This window comes from Streptomyces sp. CWNU-52B (genome assembly GCF_047444975.1).
In the GTDB taxonomy this organism is placed as follows: domain Bacteria; phylum Actinomycetota; class Actinomycetes; order Streptomycetales; family Streptomycetaceae; genus Streptomyces.
In genome coordinates, this window is sequence record NZ_JBLFJV010000023.1 from 85,551 (window position 1) to 103,803 (window position 18,253).

General features: G+C 72.6%; 16 protein-coding genes. 8 read left to right on the plus strand and 8 right to left on the minus strand.

Translation table 11 applies throughout. The annotated features are described in order from the left end of the window. Positions 1-220: 220 nt before the first annotated feature. Positions 221-1,720, plus strand: coding sequence for a hypothetical protein (locus ACLVWQ_RS22745; protein ID WP_414110960.1), 1,500 nt, complete (start codon positions 221-223; stop codon positions 1,718-1,720). A gap of 18 nt (positions 1,721-1,738) precedes the next feature. Here the strand turns inward: ACLVWQ_RS22745 and ACLVWQ_RS22750 are convergent, their stop codons facing one another. The 3 genes from ACLVWQ_RS22750 to ACLVWQ_RS22760 form a co-directional block, all read right to left on the minus strand. Continuing rightward, entirely contained in the window at positions 1,739-3,235 is a 1,497-nt protein-coding gene (locus ACLVWQ_RS22750) for a PP2C family protein-serine/threonine phosphatase (protein ID WP_414110961.1), read from the minus strand. Between the two features lie 281 nt (positions 3,236-3,516). Continuing rightward, on the minus strand, positions 3,517-4,317 hold the full coding sequence (locus ACLVWQ_RS22755) for an HAD family hydrolase (RefSeq protein WP_414110962.1): 801 nt from the start codon (positions 4,315-4,317) through the stop codon (positions 3,517-3,519). Positions 4,318-4,385: 68 nt separating this feature from the next. After that, positions 4,386-6,026 (minus strand): alpha/beta hydrolase, encoded by a 1,641-nt coding sequence (locus tag ACLVWQ_RS22760; protein ID WP_414110963.1) that lies wholly within the window; start codon positions 6,024-6,026, stop codon positions 4,386-4,388. Positions 6,027-6,364: 338 nt separating this feature from the next. Here ACLVWQ_RS22760 and ACLVWQ_RS22765 point away from each other — a divergent pair, with 338 nt between their 5' ends. Then, positions 6,365-7,072: a chaplin gene (locus ACLVWQ_RS22765; protein ID WP_414110964.1), complete on the plus strand. Its 708-nt coding sequence runs from the start codon at positions 6,365-6,367 to the stop codon at positions 7,070-7,072. A gap of 163 nt (positions 7,073-7,235) precedes the next feature. Here ACLVWQ_RS22765 and ACLVWQ_RS22770 read toward each other — a convergent pair whose 3' ends face one another. Both ACLVWQ_RS22770 and ACLVWQ_RS22775 read right to left on the minus strand, forming a co-directional pair. Further along, positions 7,236-8,360: an acyltransferase family protein gene (locus tag ACLVWQ_RS22770; protein WP_414110965.1), complete on the minus strand. Its 1,125-nt coding sequence runs from the start codon at positions 8,358-8,360 to the stop codon at positions 7,236-7,238. A gap of 61 nt (positions 8,361-8,421) precedes the next feature. Then, positions 8,422-9,663 carry an MFS transporter gene (locus ACLVWQ_RS22775; RefSeq protein WP_414110966.1) on the minus strand — a complete coding sequence of 414 codons (1,242 nt, stop codon included), beginning with the start codon at positions 9,661-9,663 and terminating at the stop codon, positions 8,422-8,424. A 93-nt stretch (positions 9,664-9,756) separates the two neighbouring features. Between ACLVWQ_RS22775 and ACLVWQ_RS22780 the strand changes: the two genes are divergently transcribed. Then, positions 9,757-10,536 (plus strand): GNAT family N-acetyltransferase, encoded by a 780-nt coding sequence (locus ACLVWQ_RS22780; RefSeq protein ID WP_414110967.1) that lies wholly within the window; start codon positions 9,757-9,759, stop codon positions 10,534-10,536. Positions 10,537-10,686: 150 nt separating this feature from the next. Here ACLVWQ_RS22780 and ACLVWQ_RS22785 read toward each other — a convergent pair whose 3' ends face one another. After that, on the minus strand, positions 10,687-10,953 hold the full coding sequence (locus ACLVWQ_RS22785) for a GlsB/YeaQ/YmgE family stress response membrane protein (RefSeq protein ID WP_414110968.1): 267 nt from the start codon (positions 10,951-10,953) through the stop codon (positions 10,687-10,689). Between the two features lie 211 nt (positions 10,954-11,164). Between ACLVWQ_RS22785 and ACLVWQ_RS22790 the strand changes: the two genes are divergently transcribed. From ACLVWQ_RS22790 to ACLVWQ_RS22810, 5 genes are read left to right on the plus strand one after another with little or no spacing between them, the layout of a single operon-like run. Beyond that, a complete protein-coding gene (locus tag ACLVWQ_RS22790) occupies positions 11,165-12,535 on the plus strand; it encodes an NAD(P)/FAD-dependent oxidoreductase (protein WP_414110969.1) in 1,371 nt (456 codons plus the stop codon). Continuing rightward, positions 12,532-13,299 (plus strand): DUF1365 domain-containing protein, encoded by a 768-nt coding sequence (locus ACLVWQ_RS22795; RefSeq protein ID WP_414110970.1) that lies wholly within the window; start codon positions 12,532-12,534, stop codon positions 13,297-13,299. The genes ACLVWQ_RS22790 and ACLVWQ_RS22795 overlap by 4 nt, the downstream gene beginning before the upstream one ends. Further along, a complete protein-coding gene (locus tag ACLVWQ_RS22800) occupies positions 13,296-14,564 on the plus strand; it encodes a class I SAM-dependent methyltransferase (RefSeq protein WP_414110971.1) in 1,269 nt (422 codons plus the stop codon). The genes ACLVWQ_RS22795 and ACLVWQ_RS22800 overlap by 4 nt, the downstream gene beginning before the upstream one ends. Beyond that, positions 14,561-15,871 carry a class I SAM-dependent methyltransferase gene (locus ACLVWQ_RS22805; RefSeq protein ID WP_414110972.1) on the plus strand — a complete coding sequence of 437 codons (1,311 nt, stop codon included), beginning with the start codon at positions 14,561-14,563 and terminating at the stop codon, positions 15,869-15,871. The genes ACLVWQ_RS22800 and ACLVWQ_RS22805 overlap by 4 nt, the downstream gene beginning before the upstream one ends. Next, on the plus strand, positions 15,868-16,683 hold the full coding sequence (locus ACLVWQ_RS22810) for a DUF1295 domain-containing protein (protein ID WP_414110973.1): 816 nt from the start codon (positions 15,868-15,870) through the stop codon (positions 16,681-16,683). Before ACLVWQ_RS22805 ends, ACLVWQ_RS22810 begins: the two co-directional genes overlap by 4 nt. A 103-nt stretch (positions 16,684-16,786) precedes the next feature. Here ACLVWQ_RS22810 and ACLVWQ_RS22815 read toward each other — a convergent pair whose 3' ends face one another. Beyond that, positions 16,787-17,539, minus strand: a complete 753-nt coding sequence (locus tag ACLVWQ_RS22815) for an anti-sigma factor domain-containing protein (RefSeq protein WP_414110974.1) — start codon at positions 17,537-17,539, stop codon at positions 16,787-16,789. Beyond that, positions 17,536-18,120 carry a sigma-70 family RNA polymerase sigma factor gene (locus ACLVWQ_RS22820; RefSeq protein WP_414110975.1) on the minus strand — a complete coding sequence of 195 codons (585 nt, stop codon included), beginning with the start codon at positions 18,118-18,120 and terminating at the stop codon, positions 17,536-17,538. Before ACLVWQ_RS22820 ends, ACLVWQ_RS22815 begins: the two co-directional genes overlap by 4 nt. Positions 18,121-18,253: the final 133 nt, after the last annotated feature.

An 18,253-nucleotide genomic window follows, 5' to 3' on the forward strand; every position in this document is an offset into this window, starting at 1 on the left:
TCCCTTCGTGTGCCGACGAGTTGCCGCGTCACCCGCCCCGGTCGCACCGGTACACCCTGGGGAATGTCCCTCGGCGACCGGGTCGGGGTGGCGCGTTCCTACCTGACACCCGGCGCCCACTGGCACACCATCTGGCGTGCCCTGGCGAACCCTGGCGAATAGTCGCTCAGCAACTGACAGGCGGTTACTGTCAACTCAGCCGAGAACCTGGGGGCTTGACGTGAGCGGACAACCCAATACCCGACTGTCGGACCTGTTCGGCCTGGCCGGCTGGTCCAAGGGCGAACTCGCGAGGATGGTCAACCGGCAGGCGGCGGCCATGGGCCACCCCCAGCTGGCGACCGACACTTCCAGGGTGCGGCGGTGGATCGACATGGGGGAGATCCCCCGCGATCCGGTGCCGCGGGTGCTGGCAGCACTGTTCACCGAGCGTCTCGGCCGTGTCGTGACCATCGAGGATCTCGGTCTGGTCCGGCACGGGCGCACGGGGAAACGGCAGGGCGGCGGGAGTGCGGAACATCCCGACGACATGCCGTGGGCGCCCGAGCGGACTGCCGCGGTCCTCACCGAATTCACGGGAATGGACCTCATGCTCAACCGACGCGGCTTGGTGGGTGCGGGCGCCGCGCTCGCCGCAGGATCCGCAATCAGCAGCTCCATGCACGAGTGGCTGCACTCCGACCCGGCCCTCGCGGCCGACGCCCCGGAAACCGACCATCCCCTGCATGCCGACCCCGCTGGGTTCGACCGCTACGAGGCCGCCCCCATCGGATCGCAGGAGATCGAGGAGCTGGAGCGCTCGGTCGAGGTGTTCCGGGCCTGGGACGCGGCCCGTGGTGGCGGCCTGCAACGAAAGGCTGTCGTAGGACAGCTCAATGAGGTGGGAGGCATGCTCTCCTACCGACATCCCGACCATCTGCAGCGGCGCCTGTGGGGCGTCGCCGCCAACCTCGCCGTCCTCGCGGGCTGGATGTCGCACGACATCGGCCTGGAGCCCACGGCGCAGAAGTACTTCATCATCGCCGTGCACGCGGCCCGCGAAGGCGGTGACCGGCCCCGCGCGGGCGAGGCGCTCTCCAGGGCGGCTCGCCAGATGGTGCATCTCGGGCGGCCCGACGACGCGCTCGACCTCATGAAGCTCGCCAGGTCGGGATCCGGCGACGAGATGCTGCCCCGTACGCAGGCCATGCTCCACACCATCGAGGCGTGGGCGCAGGCGTCGCTGGGCAAGGGCCAGGCGATGCGGCGCACTCTGGGCGAGGCGGAGGAACTCTTCGTCTCGGACGACGGCGACGTGCCGCCGCCGAGCTGGATGCAGCTGTTCGACGAGGCGGACATGCACGGGATGCAGGCCCTGGCCTACCGGACGCTCGCGGAGCACGAACCGTCCGCGGCGGCCGTGGCGCAGCGCCACGCGAAGGAGGCCCTGGCGCTCCGGGAGAAGGGCCGGGACCGGTCGAAGATCTTCGACCACATCTCGCTCGCCTCGGCCTGCTTCATCGCCGACGATCCGGAACAGGCCGACCGGTACGCACGGCTGGCCCTGACGTCGATGGGGTCGAACTCGTCCCATCGCACCTGGGACCGGCTCCGTGAGATGTACCGCCTGACGGGCCAGTACTCCAGCTACCCGAAGATCCACGATCTGCGTGAGGAGATCAAACTGTCGCTCCCCAAGGGTTCGTTGAAGCCGAGGGGCACCAACAACGCACGGGCATGAGGGGGCCGGGACCGTGGCTCAGGCGGAGACCCGGGCCACCAGTACGCACGCGTCGTCCTCGCGTTCCAGCTGGCCGAACTCCTCCACCACGGTCCGTACGCAGTCCTGTGCGGTGCGGGCCTCCCGGAAGCGGGGGGCCAGGCCGAGGAGACGGCTGACGGCCGTGGCGCCCTCTCCGGTGTCGGCCCCGGCGGAAGCGCCGGTGTCGGCCGTGTCCGGGCGGGTGGGCCTCCCTCGCAGGGGGACCAGTCCGTCGGTGTGCAGGAGCAGCAGGTCGCCCGGTTCGAGCAGCTCTTCGGCCTGCCCGTAGACGGCACCCGAGGTGGCGCCGAGCAGGACCCCGTCCGGTGGAGTCAGCGCGCGCCCCGTCCCGTTGCGGAACAGCAGCGGGGCGGGGTGTCCCGCCTGGGCCCAGACGAGGGTCCGGCTCTCGGGCCGGTAGCGGCAGCACACCGCGCTGCCCAGGGCCGGCTGGGCCGAGGCGTCGAGCAGTTGGTTGAGCCAGGCCATGAGCCGGCCGGGCTCGGTGCCCGCCACGGCCATACCGCGCAGCGCGCCGAGCAGCATCGCCATGCCCGAGGTGACGGTGACCCCGTGCCCGGTGAGGTCACCCACGCTCAGCAGGGTGTCCCCGTCGGGCAGTTCCAGGGCGTCGTACCAGTCGCCGCCGATCAGCGCGCCGGCCGAGGAGGGCAGATAGCGGGCGGCCAGGTCCAGTGTTCCCGGGCCCCGCTGCGGGAGCAGCAGCGATCCGGGCCACGGTGGCAGTACGGCTTCCTGCAGTTCGACCGCGAGACGGCGCTCGGTCTGCGCGACCTGCCGTTGACGCTGGAGCGAGTCGTGGGTCTCGCTGACGGTCCGCTGGCTGCGCCGCAGCTCGCTGACGTCGCGCAGCACGGCCCACATCGAGGCGGTGCCGCCGTCCGCGTCGAGCACGGGCTCGCCCATCATGTGCACGGTCCGTACGCCTCCGTCGGGCCGGAGCATACGGAACTCCCCGTCGATCGGCTTGGCGTCGATCAGGCAGTCCGTGACCATGGCGGTCAGCCTCGGGCGGTCCTCGTCGAGGACGACGGAGGGCAGTTCGTCGAGGGTGAGCGGGGGAGCGGCGGGGTCCCGGCCGAGGATCCGGTAGAGCTCACCGGACCAGGTCGCCTCGTCCGTCAGCAGGTTCCACTCGGCGCTGCCGACCCGGCTGATCAGCGAGCCGTGCCGGGGAGACGCGGCCGGCGCGGCTCGGAGGGCGGGGGGTTCCGCACCGGGCTCGACGGGCACGGGCGGGGGGCCGTCGCGCAGTTGCGCCAGGTGTGCGTCGAGATCGTCGATCTGGTGCATCGCCAGGTCGCACAGGGCGCGCTGCCAGCGTCCCTCGTGGTCCGTGCCGTGCGCCGGGGCGTCGCGTCGTACGGCGTCCATGTCGCCCCGCAGCCGGCGTGTCTGTGAGATGAGCGCGTCGACCGAGCCGCGCGGAGGCGGCTGAGCGGCAGGGTGGTCCGCCGAGAGATGGGACGGCATGACGTACTCCGATACAGGCCCGGTACGACCAAGGCAGAGGGAAGGACCGTTACGACTGTTGCACAGCCTGCGACGCGCTGTAAGGGATTTGGCAACACACGGTTCGGTGGTGCCGATGGCATATGCCGTAGTCCTCTTGGAGGGTCTGACCGGGACGAATCCAGTACGCGATACGGCGCTCAATTCGCACGTCACGCAGGTGAGTTGACGGACCGGCCACCGCGTTGATCGAACTACTCAAGCATACGTTCGTGGGGCATATGTGCGAGTGTTCGCTCGCTTCAGCGACCGCCGGTCTCACCGACACCGCCGGAGGTCGTCCCGGCCACCCCGGCCAGCCGCAGCACCGCGTCCAGACCCCGGCGCGCACCCGGTGCGGCTCCGGCAGGCAGCACATAGGCGCGGAGTCCCGCACCGGCCGCCCCGCCGTCCTTGGCCGGATGGTCGCCCACCATCAGCGTCTCGGCGGGGGCGACGCCCAGTTCACGGCAGGCGTGCCCGAACAGCACGGGATCGGGCTTCTCCGTCTCGTGGACGTAGGAGTGGACCCACGACGAGACGTACTGATCGAGACCGTGGTGCGCGAAGGTCGCCCGCAGGTCCCAGCCCACGTCACTGACCACGCCGAGCGCGATCCCCCCGGCGGCCGGCCGCGCGAGTGTGGACCCCGTGTCCGCGTACGGCACCCAGTGCTCGGGCGCCCGCAACTGCGTGTAGAGGGCGTCCGCGTGAGGCGTCAGCTCCGGCACCGACGCGTACCACGTGGTGAAGGCGTACCGGTGCGCCCGCGAGGACACGTCGCGGCCGCGCTGCGCCTCGACCACCTCCGGGTCGGTGAGCCCCGCCTCCAGACCGTCCAGAAGCCGGTCCATCTCACGCTCGCCGACGGGGCGCCGCAGCACGGCGCGGATCCGGTCCGCGTACGTGCCCATCTGGAAGAGCGTGCCGCCGAAGTCGAAGAGCACGGCACGGACGGGCGCCGGGTCCTGCGCGGAGGGCGTGGCGCGCAAGGGCCCTTCGGGGCCGCAGACCGGGAGCGGGAGAGACAGGGGGCGGGGCCGGGGGAGGGGCGGGCGGGTCATCCGATCTTCCTAGCCGCTCCGCCCCGCCGGGGCAATCCCCGCACCCCGGCGGCCGCCTCGGGAGCGGGTCACTTCTCCGAGCCGCACGAGCTGCCGTCGGGCGGCAGTTCTCCGTACAGCAGGAAGTCGTCGACAGTGCGGTGCACGCACTTCGAGGAGGCGTAACCGGTGTGGCCCTCGCCCTTGTTGTCGAGGACGACGGCCGACGGGCCGAGCCGGTCCGCGGTCTCCGTGGTCCAGCGGTACGGGGTCGCGGGGTCGCCGCGAGTGCCGACGAGGAGCATCTTCGGTGAGTCGACGTCCCGTACCTCGTCACGGATGTACGTGGTGCCCTTGGGGCGGCCGAAGCACATCAGGGCCTCGGCGAGCCGGTACCGGCCGAAGACCGGCGACGCCTTCTCGTACGTGGCACGCAGCTCGGCGAGGTTCTCGGTGATCTGGGCCGCGGTGGGCCGGTCGGGATCGTCGGCGCAGTTGACGGCCAGCAGCGCGGCCGGGAGGTTGTCGAGGGGGATGTCTCCCTCGTCGACCAGGCCGCCGTCTCCGTCGGCCCCGCGGTTTCTGCCGTTCTCGCGGCTCTCGCGGCTCTCGCCGTACTGGCCGTTCCCGCTGTGGAACCCCATGATGCCCCGCGTGTCCCCGTCCTGCACGAGCGACGTGAGCGCCTGCGAGAGGGCCGGCCACAGTTCCTTGCTGTAGAGGGCCTGCCCTATGGCGCCGACCAGGTCCTGGCCGGAGAACGGTATGCCGAAGTCGGACGGCACCGGGTCCTCGTCCATCGACCGGATCAGCCCGACCACCTGCTCCCGGGCCATACGCGGATCCTGGCCGAAGGCGCAGTTGATGTCCTCCGTGCACCAGTCGAGGAAGTCCTCCAGGGCGGTCTGCTGGCCCTGGGCGCCGATGACGCCCTGCTCGCTCAGAGGTTCGGTGAGGGTGTCCACACCGTCGAGGACCATGCGGCCCGCCCTCTCGGGGAACTGGGCCGCGTAGACGGCGCCCAGCCGTGTCCCGTACGAGAAGCCGAGGTAGTTGAGCTTCTTGTCGCCCACGGCCGCGCGCATCACGTCGAGGTCGCGCGAGGCGTCGACCGTGCCGATGTGCGCCAGCACCGGTCCGGAGTGCTCGGCGCACTCCGCGGCGATCCTCCGGAGCACCTCGAGAGCGGCCCGCGGGTCGTCGCTCGCGTCGGCCTGCGGCTCTGCCGACCGCGACCGCGACTGCGATTCCGGCTGCGGCTCCGCGCCCGGCTCGGTCATGCCCTCGCCGCAGCTGACCGGGGAACTCCGGCCGACGCCCCGCGGATCGAAGGTCACCACGTCGTAGCCGTTCGTGAGACCCATGAAGTCCTTGCCGCCGCCGGAGAGTTCGCTGACGCCCGGTCCGCCGGGCCCGCCGAAGTTCAGCAGCACCGAACCCCTGGACCTGCCCGTCGCCCTGAACCTCGCCATCGCCAGATCGAGCGTCCCGTCACCCGGTTTCGCGTAATCGAGGGGGACGGTCACCTTTCCGCACTGCAGGCCCTCGGGCAGCCCGTCGCCCGGACATGCCGACCACTTGATCCGCTGGTCGTAGAAGCGGGACAGGCCGGGCCGGTCGGACCCCTCGGAGCGGTCGGTGGCAGCCGCGGCCACCGACGGCAGCCCTGCTCCCAGCAGGACCAGCGTCATGGCGCAGACGAAGGCTCGGCGTTGGTGCGTCGACAGCATCAGGCCTCCCGGGACGCCCCGGCCCGCAGCCGGGGATTCCCCCTCGATCACGATAAGGGGGCACCCGCGGCCACGCCTCCCCGCGAGCGGGACCGTCGCGCAGGGCTTATCCTGCGCCGTTCGCCCGGCCCGCCCGCCGGGAACCGTGGGGGTGTCGGGCGCGGTCCGTTCCGCCGCCACGTCGCCGTGCCGGACCTCCCGAACGGCTCTTCGCTCGCTGTTCGCCCGACGTTCGCTCGAAGGGTGGTCGGCGACGGACGGCCATAACCTGTGCGCCCCGCCCGCGTTTAGACGGTGCGGGCGCCTGCCCGCGCTCATGTCTGGAAGGCAGGGAACCTATGAAGCGGGTTGCCCGAAATGGTTTGATCATCGCGGCCGCCGCCTCCGGCGCCGTGGCCGTGACGATGCCGGCGTTCGCGGACTCCACCGCCGACGGCGGAGCGGCCCGTTCGCCCGGGGTGATCTCCGGCAACACCATCCAGCTCCCGGTCCACGTCCCGGTGAACGCGTGCGGGAACACGGTGAACGTGGTTGGGCTCCTCAACCCCGCGGCGGGCAACACCTGCGCCAACGTGGGCGGCGACGGAGGTCACAAGGGCTCCTCGGGGGCGGTCGCCGAGGGCGGCGAGAAGGGCTCACCGGGGCTGATCTCCGGCAACGGCGTGCAGCTCCCGGTCCAGCTCCCGGTGAACGTCACCGGCAACTCGGTGAACGTCGTCGGCATCGGCAACCCCGCCATCGGCAACGAGTCCACGAACACGTCCGTGGACCGGCCCGACGCCCCGGCCACGCCGTCCGCCCCGAAGCCGGCCCCGCCCGCGGAGCATCCCGTGGAGCCCGCCGCTCCGGCCGCGCCCGAGGTCCCCGAGGCGCCGCGGACCCGGCCGCAGGAGGGCACCCGGGCGGTCCTCGCGCACACCGGTACGGACCTGGTGGCCCCCGCGGTCGCCGCGAGCGCCGCGCTGCTGCTGGGCGGCGCCGCGTTGTACCGCCGGTCCCGGACCGCCGCCCCCGTGCGACGGTCCGAGGACACGGGCGGACACTGACCGGCCTCCTGCGGGGGCGCGCCGAATCGGTGCCGAGCGTGGGCGCCGCACCGATTCCCAGCCGAGCGGTGCCCCCGAGGGGAAGGGCCTCACCGGAGCCAACGACGACTCCGGCGAGGCCTTCGACCAGTGCCTGTCCGGCCGGGACCGGTCCGGGCGCGGGTCAGCCGTTCGGTGCGGACTTGTCAGGGCGGGCGTCCGTCGACGCGGTCTCGTCGCGGCGGCGGAACATCCACTCCATCCGGGGCTCGACGACGAACCGGAACACCGTGCGGACCGGCCCGGTGCACAGCACGGTGATGAGCCCCACGGCGGCCGCCGTGACGGCCAGTTCACCGAGCGGGGTGTGCAGCCAGGGACGGTCGTACCAGTCCCAGAAGCGGGACGACTTGATGACGAAGCCGTGCAGCAGATAGCCGTACATCGTCCCCGCCCCCAGCGCCGTGAACCACAGCTGCCGGCCGGGGATCCAGGACAGGAAGCAGGCGGTCAGCACCAGCGCCCCGCAGAACAGCACCGGAGTGGAGAACAGCCCCACCCAGTTCGGCACGCCCTGACCCGTGACGCTGCCCCGGTGGTAGAACCACCCGGCGCTGAACCACGGCGCCACCACGTATGCCGTGACCAGCGCCGCGGCGGTCACCGGCAGCGCGAACAGCCGTACGCGCCAGGTCCGCAGCCGCTCGAAGTGCTCGGCGCGCAGCGTCAGACCGAGCACGAAGAACGGCAGGAACCCCAGGACGCGTTGGATCGAGATGTCCCCGCCCAGATCCGGTGAGACGGCGGCCAGGACGGCGAACCCCAGTGCCACCGGCACCGGATGACGCAGCGTCAGCCAGAGCGGGGTGGTCAGCCGCCAGATGAAGAGCGCGACCAGGAACCACATCACGTACCAGGGGTCCAGCAGACTCAGCGGATAGCCCGGATCGTCCTGCGCCCACCGGTAGAACAACGTGTAGGCGGTCTCGAAGACCAGGTACGGCACGACGACGCTCGTCAGCAGCCGGCGCACCCGCCCCGGCGCCATGTCGAAACTCCGCGAGAAATAGCCGGAGACGAGCGCGAACGCGGGCATGTGGAAGGCGTAGACGGTCAGATACGCGGCGGTCGCGGCCCGGCTTCCGTGAGTCAGCGGCTCCCAGGCGTGACCACAGGCCACCAGCACGATGGTGAGGTACTTCGCGTTGTCGAAGTACGGGTCCCTGCGCGCGGCCGCCGGCTTGGCCGACGTACCCGCGGGGGGCGCCTGCGGCGTGGCGGGAGCGGGGGCTGACAAGGGGTGCGACACCACATCTCCTGGCCTCGGTGGCGGTGAGCCGATCCCTGCCGTCTGCCCCGTCACGTACGGCTCAGTCCTGCTCCGTGTTCGCTCCCGCCCCGCTCGCCCCCACCCGCCGCGCCGGGAAGGCGTGTCGGCGGCCCGCCGCGACGGTGGCCAGGGTCACCGTGATCAGCAGGAACGCCGTCCAGGGAAGCGCCGCGGAGCCCGAACTCTCCAGCACCAGGCCCCCGGTGAGGGAACCCACCGCGATCCCCGCGTTGTAGACCGTGGTCAGGAGCGAGGTGGCCACGTCGGCGCTCGCGGTACCGGAGGCGTTGACCAGGGCGGTCTGGATCAGCGTCGGCGCCCCGCCGAACGCCACACCCCACAGGGCGACCGCGACCAGCAGGACGACGGCCTGCCCGGCCCAGGCGCCCAGCGCGAGCATCGCCGCCGCGAACACGGCGAGCGCGCCCAGCAGGCTCCACCGCGGATGCCGGTCGATCAGGGCGCCGGTGAGCCAGATCCCGGCGACCGTCGAGGCACCGAACACCAGCAGGACCAGCCCCGTCCGGCCGAACCCCGCGTCCTCGGCGAAGGGCGCGACGTACGTGTACATCACCTGATGGCCGACGAGCAGCGTCAGGGTGACGGACAGCACCGTGCCGATCCCGGGCAGCGCGGCGACACGGAGCAGCGGCACGCGCTCCCCGGGCGGTTCCCCGGGGAAGCCCGGCACCCGGTGCCGTATCCACCCGACCAGCAGGACGGCCGTCACCGCGGGCGCGGCGAACGCGGCCCGCCAGCCGAGCGCGTCCGCCAGCGCCGTGCCCGCGGGAAGCCCCAGGGAGAGGGCGAGCGTGATGCCCGCCAGCACGATCGCGATGGCCCGGCCGCGCCGCTCCGGGGGCACCATCCGGGCCGCGTACCCGGCGAGCATGGCCCAGAGCGTGCCGCCCATGGCTCCGGCGGCCAGCCGCGCCGCGAACGTCAGCCCGTACGACGAGGAGAGCGCGGTGACGGTGTCGGCGGCCGCGAAGCCGAGCAGCGCGCCGATGAGTACGCGGCGCCGGGGCAGTCCGCGCAGCGCGGCGGTGAGCGGGATCGCGGCGAGGAACGACGCGAGCGCGTACCCGGTCACCAGGTAGCCCACCCGTGCCTCGGAGACCCCGAGATCCGGAGCCATCCGCGGCAGCAGTCCCGCGGGGAGAAGTTCCGTCAGTACGGCGGTGAAGGCCGCCGTGGACAGCGCGAGCAGCCCGGACAGCGGCAGGCCGGGCGGGGCGGGGGAGGGCGTACCGGGGCCGTCGGAGAGCGAGGCGGTCGTCATCGGGCCAGGCTGAAACATTCACATCAGTGTGAAGGCAAGCCCGCCCCTGGAAACTCCGTTGCCCGGTCGTCCCGCGGGTGCTGAAGTGACGGGATGGATCACGAAGCGGTACTCGCACTGTTCGACCGGGAGATGCGTGAGGGCGCGCAGCCCTTCGGCCCCGGCTCCGTCGTGGAGCGCGTCGGCCAGGTGGTCCGGCACGTGGGTCCCGAGCAGGGCTGGAACGGCGTGCTCTGGTCGGACCTCACGGACTCCGACGCGGACGCCGCGATCGTGGAGCAGACACGGCACTTCGGCGCGCTGGGCCGCGAGTTCGAGTGGAAGGTGTACGGGCACGACCGGCCCCACGACCTGGGGGAGCGCCTGCTGGCCGCCGGGTTCACACCCGAGCCGGCGGAGACCCTGATGGTCGTCGAGACCGGCGAGCTGAATTCCGATGCCGAGCCACCGCCGGGCGTCGTACTGCGGCCCGTCACCGACGCGGCCGGCATCGACCTGGTGGTCGACGTCCACGAGCAGGCCTTCGGTACGTCCGGTGCCCGGCTCCGCCACCAGCTGCTCGCCCAGCTCGCCGAGGACCCGGACACGGTGGTCGCGGTCGTGGCCCTCGCCGGTGACGTCCCGGTCAGCTCGGCCCGGATGGAGCTGATCCCGGGCACGCGGTTCGCGGGGCTGTGGGGCGGTGGCACCGTCGAGGCCTGGCGCGGCCGCGGCATCTATCGCGCGCTGGTCGCCCATCGGGCCCGCATCGCCGCCGACCGCGGCTACCGCTATCTGCAGGTCGACGCCTCCGACCGGAGTCGCCCCATTCTCCAGCGACTGGGTTTCGCCCCGCTCACCACGACCACCCCGTACGTCCACGAGGCGCCGTAGCCCGCGGACCGGACCCGGGGTCCGCGCGCCCGGTCCGAAGGCCGCCCGCGCGGTGCCACGCCTCTGCCGCCGGGCCGGGTTGCGCTCTCCTCGCGGATGCGCGAGTGCGGGCGCGGACGGATACTTGAGGGGACCTGTTGATCCGCTCCGTCAGCGACGGCCCGCCTTCGAACGGTCCAGCGCCGCGACGCCGAGCGCCGCGAGTCCGATCTGGATCAGCCACTCGATCCAGTCCACCCCGTCGGTGTCGGCCACGTCGAACGCGTTCGCGAGCACCGAGCCGACGAGTGCGGCCACGATGCCCACCACGATCGTCCACAGGATGCCGATGCGCTGACGGCCCGGAACCACGAGCCTGCCCAGCACGCCGATGACAATACCGATCACGATGGCACTGACTATGCCCGAGATCTCCATCTCAGCCCCTCTTAGGCCTCTTCGTCATGCTTCTTATGGAGAGGAGTGCCCCCTGGATCCGGGCGCATTCCCGTTGTTTCCCCCGTTTTCCCGCCGTGCCGGGCCCCACGTCCGCAGGGTGATCTTCTCCCGCGTCGCGGCCAATCCGTGATTGCCGCAGCTTCGGACTACCCATGACGGCTCCGAGTGGGGGCGGCTGGGAGGAAGCACGATGGGATCAGCGTCACACGACGCCACGGCACGGAGCGGGCAGGCCGTGCCGGGGCGCACCGGGCGGGCCGGACGGCGCACCGCCGTCGTCGGCTCGGGCGTGGCCGGACTCACCGCGGCGTACGTCCTCGGCCGTGAGCACGGAGTGTCGCTGTACGAGGCGGACGAGCGGCTCGGCGGGCACGCGCACACCCATGACCTGACCTCGTCGGACGGCCGGGTGCACCGGGTCGACTCCGGCTTCATCGTCCACAACCGCCGCACCTATCCGAACCTGCTCCGGCTCTTCGCCGAACTCGACGTCCCCACGCAGGAGTCGGAGATGAGCATGTCCGTGCGCTGCGACGGCTGCGGCCTCGAGTACGCGGGCGCGCGGGGCCTCGCGGGACTCCTCGCCCAGCCCGGGAACGCGCTGCGGCTGCCGTACCTGCGCATGCTCGCCGAGGTGCCGGTCTTCCACCGCGCGGCTCGACGACTGCTGGCCGAGGCGGACGCGGGGGGCGGGGGAACCGGAGGAGCGGACGGTACCGGGGGCGCGGAGGTCACCCTCACGCTGGGTGAGTTCCTGGCCCGGCGGCGCTTCTCGGCCTACTTCGTCGCCCACTTCATGACCCCTCTGGTGTCGGCGGTGTGGTCCTGCGACGCCGCGACGGCCCAGCGCTATCCGGCCGTCTACCTGTTCCGGTTCCTGGCGAACCACGGACTGCTGTCGGTCGGGCACTCACCGCTCTGGCGCACCGTGACCGGCGGCTCGCGGGCATACGTGGACCGGGTCGCCAAGCACGTCGACGCGGTGCACACCTCGACCCCGGTCCGCGCCGTCCGCAGGCACCACGACCGCGCCGAGATCACCACCGAGGACGGCACCACCGAGACGTACGACTCGGTCGTGCTGGCCGTCCACCCCGACCAGGCGCTGCGGCTGCTGGCCGACCCCACCCGCCGGGAGCGGGACGTGCTCGGCGCGTTCCGCTACTCCCGCAACACCACGCTCCTGCACACCGACACCTCGCCGCTGCCGCGCGCCGGCCGAGCCCGAGCCTCGTGGAACTACCTGATGCCGTCGTGCGACGCGGGCGCCGACCGGGTCAGGGTCAGCTACGACATGAGCCGGCTCCAACGCCTCGACGCACCCGAGACGTACGTCGTCACCCTGGGCGGCGAGGACCGCGTCGACCCGGACCGGGTGCTGGCCCGCATGGTCTACGAACACCCCGTCTACACACCCGAGTCGGTGGCCGCCCAGCGGCGGCTCCCCACGCTGAACACCGCCGTCACCGCGTACGCCGGCGCCTACCACGGCTGGGGCTTCCACGAGGACGGCTGCCGCTCCGGCGTGACGGCGGCCGAGGCACTGGGGGTGACCTGGTGACCGGCAACAGCCCCGGTAGCAGCCCCGGTACCCGCACCCGTACCGCCGCGCTCTACCCCTGCACGGTGACCCATGTCCGTACCGCGCCGACCGCCTACACCTTCCACCACCGCACCTACCTGTGGCTGATCGACCCCGACCGGCCGCCCCGGCTGCCGTGGCCCCTGCGCCCGCTGGCCGGGTTCGACCCCCGGGACCACTTCGGCGGCGACGACCCGACGATCCGCGCGGGCCTGGACCGTTTCCTCGCGTCGCGCGGCGTCCACCTCGGCGGCGGCCCGGTGACGATGCTCGCCCACGCCCGCGTACTGGGCCACGTCTTCAACCCGCTCACCCTCTACTGGTGCCACGACACCACGGGTGAACTGCGGTGCGTCGTCGCCGAGGTGCACAACACCTACGGGGAGCGGCACAGCTATCTGCTGACCCCGGACGAGGCCGCGGTGGCGCGCGTCGACAAGGAGTTCTACGTCTCGCCGTTCTTCCCCGTCGACGGCGCCTACCGCATGCGGCTGCCCGCGCCGGACGACCGCCTCGACCTCGCCGTGCGGCTGGAACGCGACGGCGCCCGGCCGTTCACCGCGACCGTCCGGGGCACCCGCCGCCCCGCCACCGCGGGAGCGCTGGTCCGCGAGGCGCTGCGTCACCCCTGGTCCACCGCGGCCGTCTCGGTCGCCATCCGTTTCCACGGCATACGCCTTTTCCTGCGGGGACTGCCCGTACAGCCCCGCCCCCGCCACCGACCCCAGGAGAGTGCCGAATGAGGACAGCGGAGCCCGGCTCCATCGCCGGACGGCGCATGGACGTGGATCCCGAGCTCTGGCCGGACGTCGTCGCCCGGCCGACGGCCTCGCGCGCCCGGACCGCCCTCACCCGGGCGGTGGTGCGCCGAGCGCTGGAACGCCTGCCGCTGCGTGTGCGGTTCCCCGACGGGACCCAGCTCGGCCTCGGCGGACCGCTGGTCGAGATCCACGACGCGGAGGCGTTCCACCGCCGGATCGGCACCCAGGGGCTGATCGGATTCGGCGAGTCGTACATGGCGGGGGAGTGGGACGCCCCCGACCTGGTCGGCGCCCTCACCGTCCTCGCCGGCGACCTGGCGAACCTCGTCCCTGCACCGCTGCAGCGACTGCGCGCCCTGTGGGCCCCCAAGAAGCCGGGCAGCCAGCGCAACACACCCGGCGCCGCCCGCGACAACATCAGCCGCCACTACGACCTGTCCAACGAACTGTTCGCCCTCTTCCTCGACGAGACCCTCAGCTACTCGGCCGCCCTGTTCCGCGGCTTCCCCGCCACCCGCTCGCTGCTGGCCACCGCGCAGCGCCGGAAGATCGACCGGATGCTGGACCTCGCCGAGGTCGGCGAGGGCACCCGCCTGCTGGAGATCGGCACCGGCTGGGGCGAACTGGCGCTGCGCGCCGCCGCCCGCGGCGCCCACGTCACCTCCCTGACCCTCTCCCGCGAACAGCGCGACCTGGCCCGCGAGCGCGTACGCGCGGCCGGCCACGCCGACCGGGTCCGCGTCGAGCTGTGCGACTACCGCGAGGCCACCGGGACGTACGACGCGGTGGTCAGCGTCGAGATGATCGAGGCGGTCGGCGAGGAGTTCTGGCCCGTCTACTTCCGCACGATCGACGCCCGCCTGGCCCCCGGCGGCCGCGCCGCGCTGCAGGCCATCACCATGCCGCACGAGCGGATGGTGGCCGCCCGGTCCACCTTCACCTGGATCGACAAGTACATCTTCCCCGGCGGCCAGCTGCCCTCCGTCGAGGCGGTGGACCGGACCGTCCGCGACCACACCCGGCTGAGCACCACCCGCCGCGAGGCCTTCGGCGCGCACTACGCGGAGACCCTGCGCCTGTGGCGGGAACGTTTCACCGCCCGCACCGACGACGTCGACGCGCTCGGCTTCGACGCGACCTTCCGCCGTATGTGGACCTTCTACCTGTCCTACTCGGAAGCCGGGTTCCGCTCCGGCTACCTCGACGTCCAGCACTACCTGTTCACGAAGGAGAACCCGCCCCGATGAGTACCGACCGCCCCGCCAGGCCCGGGGCCGCCCACCGGCTCGCCGAGCTGGCCGAGCACGCGCTCGGCGGCCGTCCGCCGGTCCGGCTGCGCGCCTGGGACGGCAGCGAGACCGGCCCCGCCGACACCCCCGTGATCGTCGTACGCTCACGGCGCGCCCTGCGCCGGCTGCTGTGGCAGCCCGGTGAACTGGGCCTCGCCCAGGCCTACGTCACCGGCGAACTCGACGTCGAGGGCGACCTCGCCCAGGGACTGCGAGCGGTCTGGGGAGCCGTCCGTGAGCGGGGCGAGGACACGCCCCGCTTCACCCCGGCCGACCGGCTCAGGGCGGCCCGGACCGCCCTGGGACTGGGAGCCGTCGGCCCGCGCCCGGCCACCCCCAGGTCACAGGCACGCCTGCGGGGCGGACTGCACAGCAGGGCCCGCGACCGGGCCGCCATCAGCCACCACTACGACCTGTCGAACGACTTCTACCGGCTGCTCCTCGACGACACCATGGCCTACTCCAGCGGCTACTGGACGAGCGACGAGCCCGACTTCACCGGCGCCGACGCCCAGCGGGCCAAGCTGGAGCTGATCTGCCGCAAGCTGGATCTCGTGCCGGGCGCCCGGCTGCTCGACATCGGCTGCGGCTGGGGCTCCCTCACGCTGTACGCCGCCGAGCGGCACAAGGCACAGGTCACCGCGGTCACCCTGGCCCGCGAACAGGCCGCGTACATCCGGGAGCAGGTGCGCGAGCGCGGTCTTCAGCACCAGGTCGACGTGGTGTGCCAGGACTACCGGGACATCGTCGGCGGCGCCTACGACGCGGTCGCCACGGTCGAGATGGGCGAGCACGTGGGAGACGCCGAGTACCCGGCGTTCGCCGCGGCGCTGCACCGCCTGGTGCGGCCCATGGGCCGTGTCCTCGTCCAGCAGATGTCGCGGGGGAGCCACGCGCCGGGCGGGGGCGAGTTCATCGAGGCGTACATCGCGCCCGACATGCACATGAGACCCATGGGGCAGACCGTCGGGCTGCTGGAGGACGCCGGCCTCGAAGTGCGGTCCGTGGAGTCGCTGCGTGAGCACTACGTCCGGACGATCGGCGGCTGGCACCGCACCCTGGAGGACCGCTGGGACGAATTCGTCCGGCTCGTGGGGGAGGAGACCGCCCGGGTGTGGCGGCTGTACCTGGTCGGCGCGGCCCTCGCGTTCGAGGAGGGCCGGATGGGCGTCGACCAGATCGTCGGCGTCCGCCCCGCACCGGGCGGAACCAGCGGCCTGCCGGACACCCCGGCGACCTGGTACACCGCGCTGGACAGGCGATGAGCGGCTTCCCCTGGGCGGCCTTCGCCCAGAACCTCGCCCTCGCGGCCGCCGCCGCGCTCGCCGTCATGCTCGTCACCTTCGCCGTCGCCGTACGCAAGGGCCTGCACCGCGTCGTGGACGTCGCCTGGGGCATCGGCTTCACCGCCGTCGCCCTCGTGTCGTTCGCCGCGTCCGCCGGGGAGGGGGACGACGGGCGACGCCTGCTGGTGACCGTACTGACCTCGGCGTGGGGGCTGCGCCTCGCCGCGCACATCGGGTGGCGCGGCCGGGGCCACGGCGAGGACCCGCGCTACGACGCGATGCTCGCCAAGGCCCCCGGCAACCGCGACCTCTACGCGCTGCGCAAGGTCTACCTGCTGCAAGGGGCGCTCGTCTGGCTGGTGTCGCTGCCCGTCCAGGCCGCGCAGTACGTGCCGGGCCCCTTGAGCGGACTCGTGTGGGCCGGGGTGGCGCTGTGGGCGCTCGGGATGTTCTTCGAGACCGTCGGCGACTTCCAGCTCGCCCGCTTCAAGGCCGATCCCGCGAACCGGGGCCGCATCATGGACCGCGGTCTGTGGAGCTGGACGCGGCACCCCAACTACTTCGGTGACTTCTGCGTGTGGTGGGGCCTGTTCCTGCTGGCCTGCGACATCGGGGCGGTGGCCGGGGCGACTGTCGTGGCGCCTCTTGTGATGAGCTTCCTGCTCGTCAACGGCAGCGGGAAGCCCATGCTGGAGCGGCACATGTCCGAGCGTCCGGGCTTCGCCGCGTACCGGGCGAGGACCAGCGGGTTCTTCCCGCGGCCGCCGCGGCGGCCGGATCCGCGCGGCTGACGTTCCCGGCCCCCGTACCGTCCCTGGTCAGAGGTACCGCCCCTGCCCGGCGTGCCGTCCCCTCCCTCCCCGGCGAGGAGGGGACGGCACGCCGGGCAGGCGTTCAGGCCGGGAGCTTCATCAGCGCCAGGGGCGCCGACGTCGGCTGGTCCGAGCCACCGGCCGGTTCGACGGTGATACCCATCCCCGACGCCCGGTCCACGGCCCCGTCCAGCAGGACCGCCTCCGCCGTGCGGCGCGAGTCCATCAGGCCGGCGGACCTCATCGTGCCCCCGTCGTCGAACCACAGCTGGTAGACCTTGCCGCTCGGCGGGCTCGCCATGCCGGAGGCGATGAAGACCGCCTCGTCACGGGTCCTGGACACGACGACCGTGCCGCGGGCCCCGTCCGCCAGGTCGGCGGTGCGGGTTTTGGCGTCCGGGGCGGCCAGCACCGCCGCGACGGAGTCCGTACGCCGCTCGGACTGCCGCGCCTGCTGCTGCGCGTCCTCGGCCCGGTCGTACTGCCACACCGCGGTGCCGCCGAACGCGGCCACCCCGGCGAGACAGGCGGCGAGCGTCCACCGCGACAGCCGGCGGGCACGGGCGGAGCCGCCCACGGTGCGCGTCGGAGCCGCCCCGCGCGGGCTCTCCTGGCGGACGGTCGTGATCCGCCGCATGACCCGTTCCTTGAGCGCGGCGGACGGGGGCGTGGAGACCGCGAGACCGAGCCGTGCCGCGGTCTCGCTCAGTTCGAGGGCCTCCTGCGCGCAGGCCTCGCAGTCCGCCGCGTGCCGCTCGAACTGGCCCCGCTCCTCGTCGGAGAGCGCGTGCAGCGCGTACGCGCCCGTCAGTGTGTGCAGGTCGACGGTGCTCATGCGGTCACCCCCAGGCAGTCACGCAGGCGGATCAGGCCGTCGCGCAGCCGCGTCTTGACCGTGCCGAGCGGCAGCGCCAGGGACTCGGCCACCTCGCGGTAGGTCATCCCGCGGTAGTACGCGAGGTTGACGGACTGACGCTGCAGGTCGGTGAGTGTGCGCAGACAGCGTCGGACTTGTTCGCGTTCCAGCCGGGCTTCCACCTGTTCCGTCACCTCGTCGTACTCGGGGGCGTGGTCGAGCAGGGCCGCCTTGTGTTCACGTGCCGCCGAGGCCTCGACCGAGCGGACCCGGTCGACGGCGCGCTGATGGGCGAGGGTGAGCACCCAGTTGATCACTGAGCCGCGGTCGCGCCGATAGCGTGCGGCGGACCGCCACACCTCGACCAGCACTTCCTGGGCCACCTCCTCGGACTGGGCCTGATCGCGCAGCACGGCGCGCACGACGCCGAAGACGGGACCCGCCACGACGTCGTAGAGCCCGGCGAAGGCCTGCTGGTCACCGAGGGCGACACTGCCCATCAGGTCCTGCAGATCCGGTTCGGCCGAGGGGTTGTTGCCGATGTGCACGGCTTCTTTCACGAGGGAGTCCTCCGGGAGGCGAGCTTCGTACGGCTGGAATCCGTTGCCGGAGCACCGGCGGATTGGTCGGTGGCGGCGTTCTCTGCCCGCCTGTCCTGTGCCCGCCTGTCCGCTGCGTGCCCGGCCATGCGTG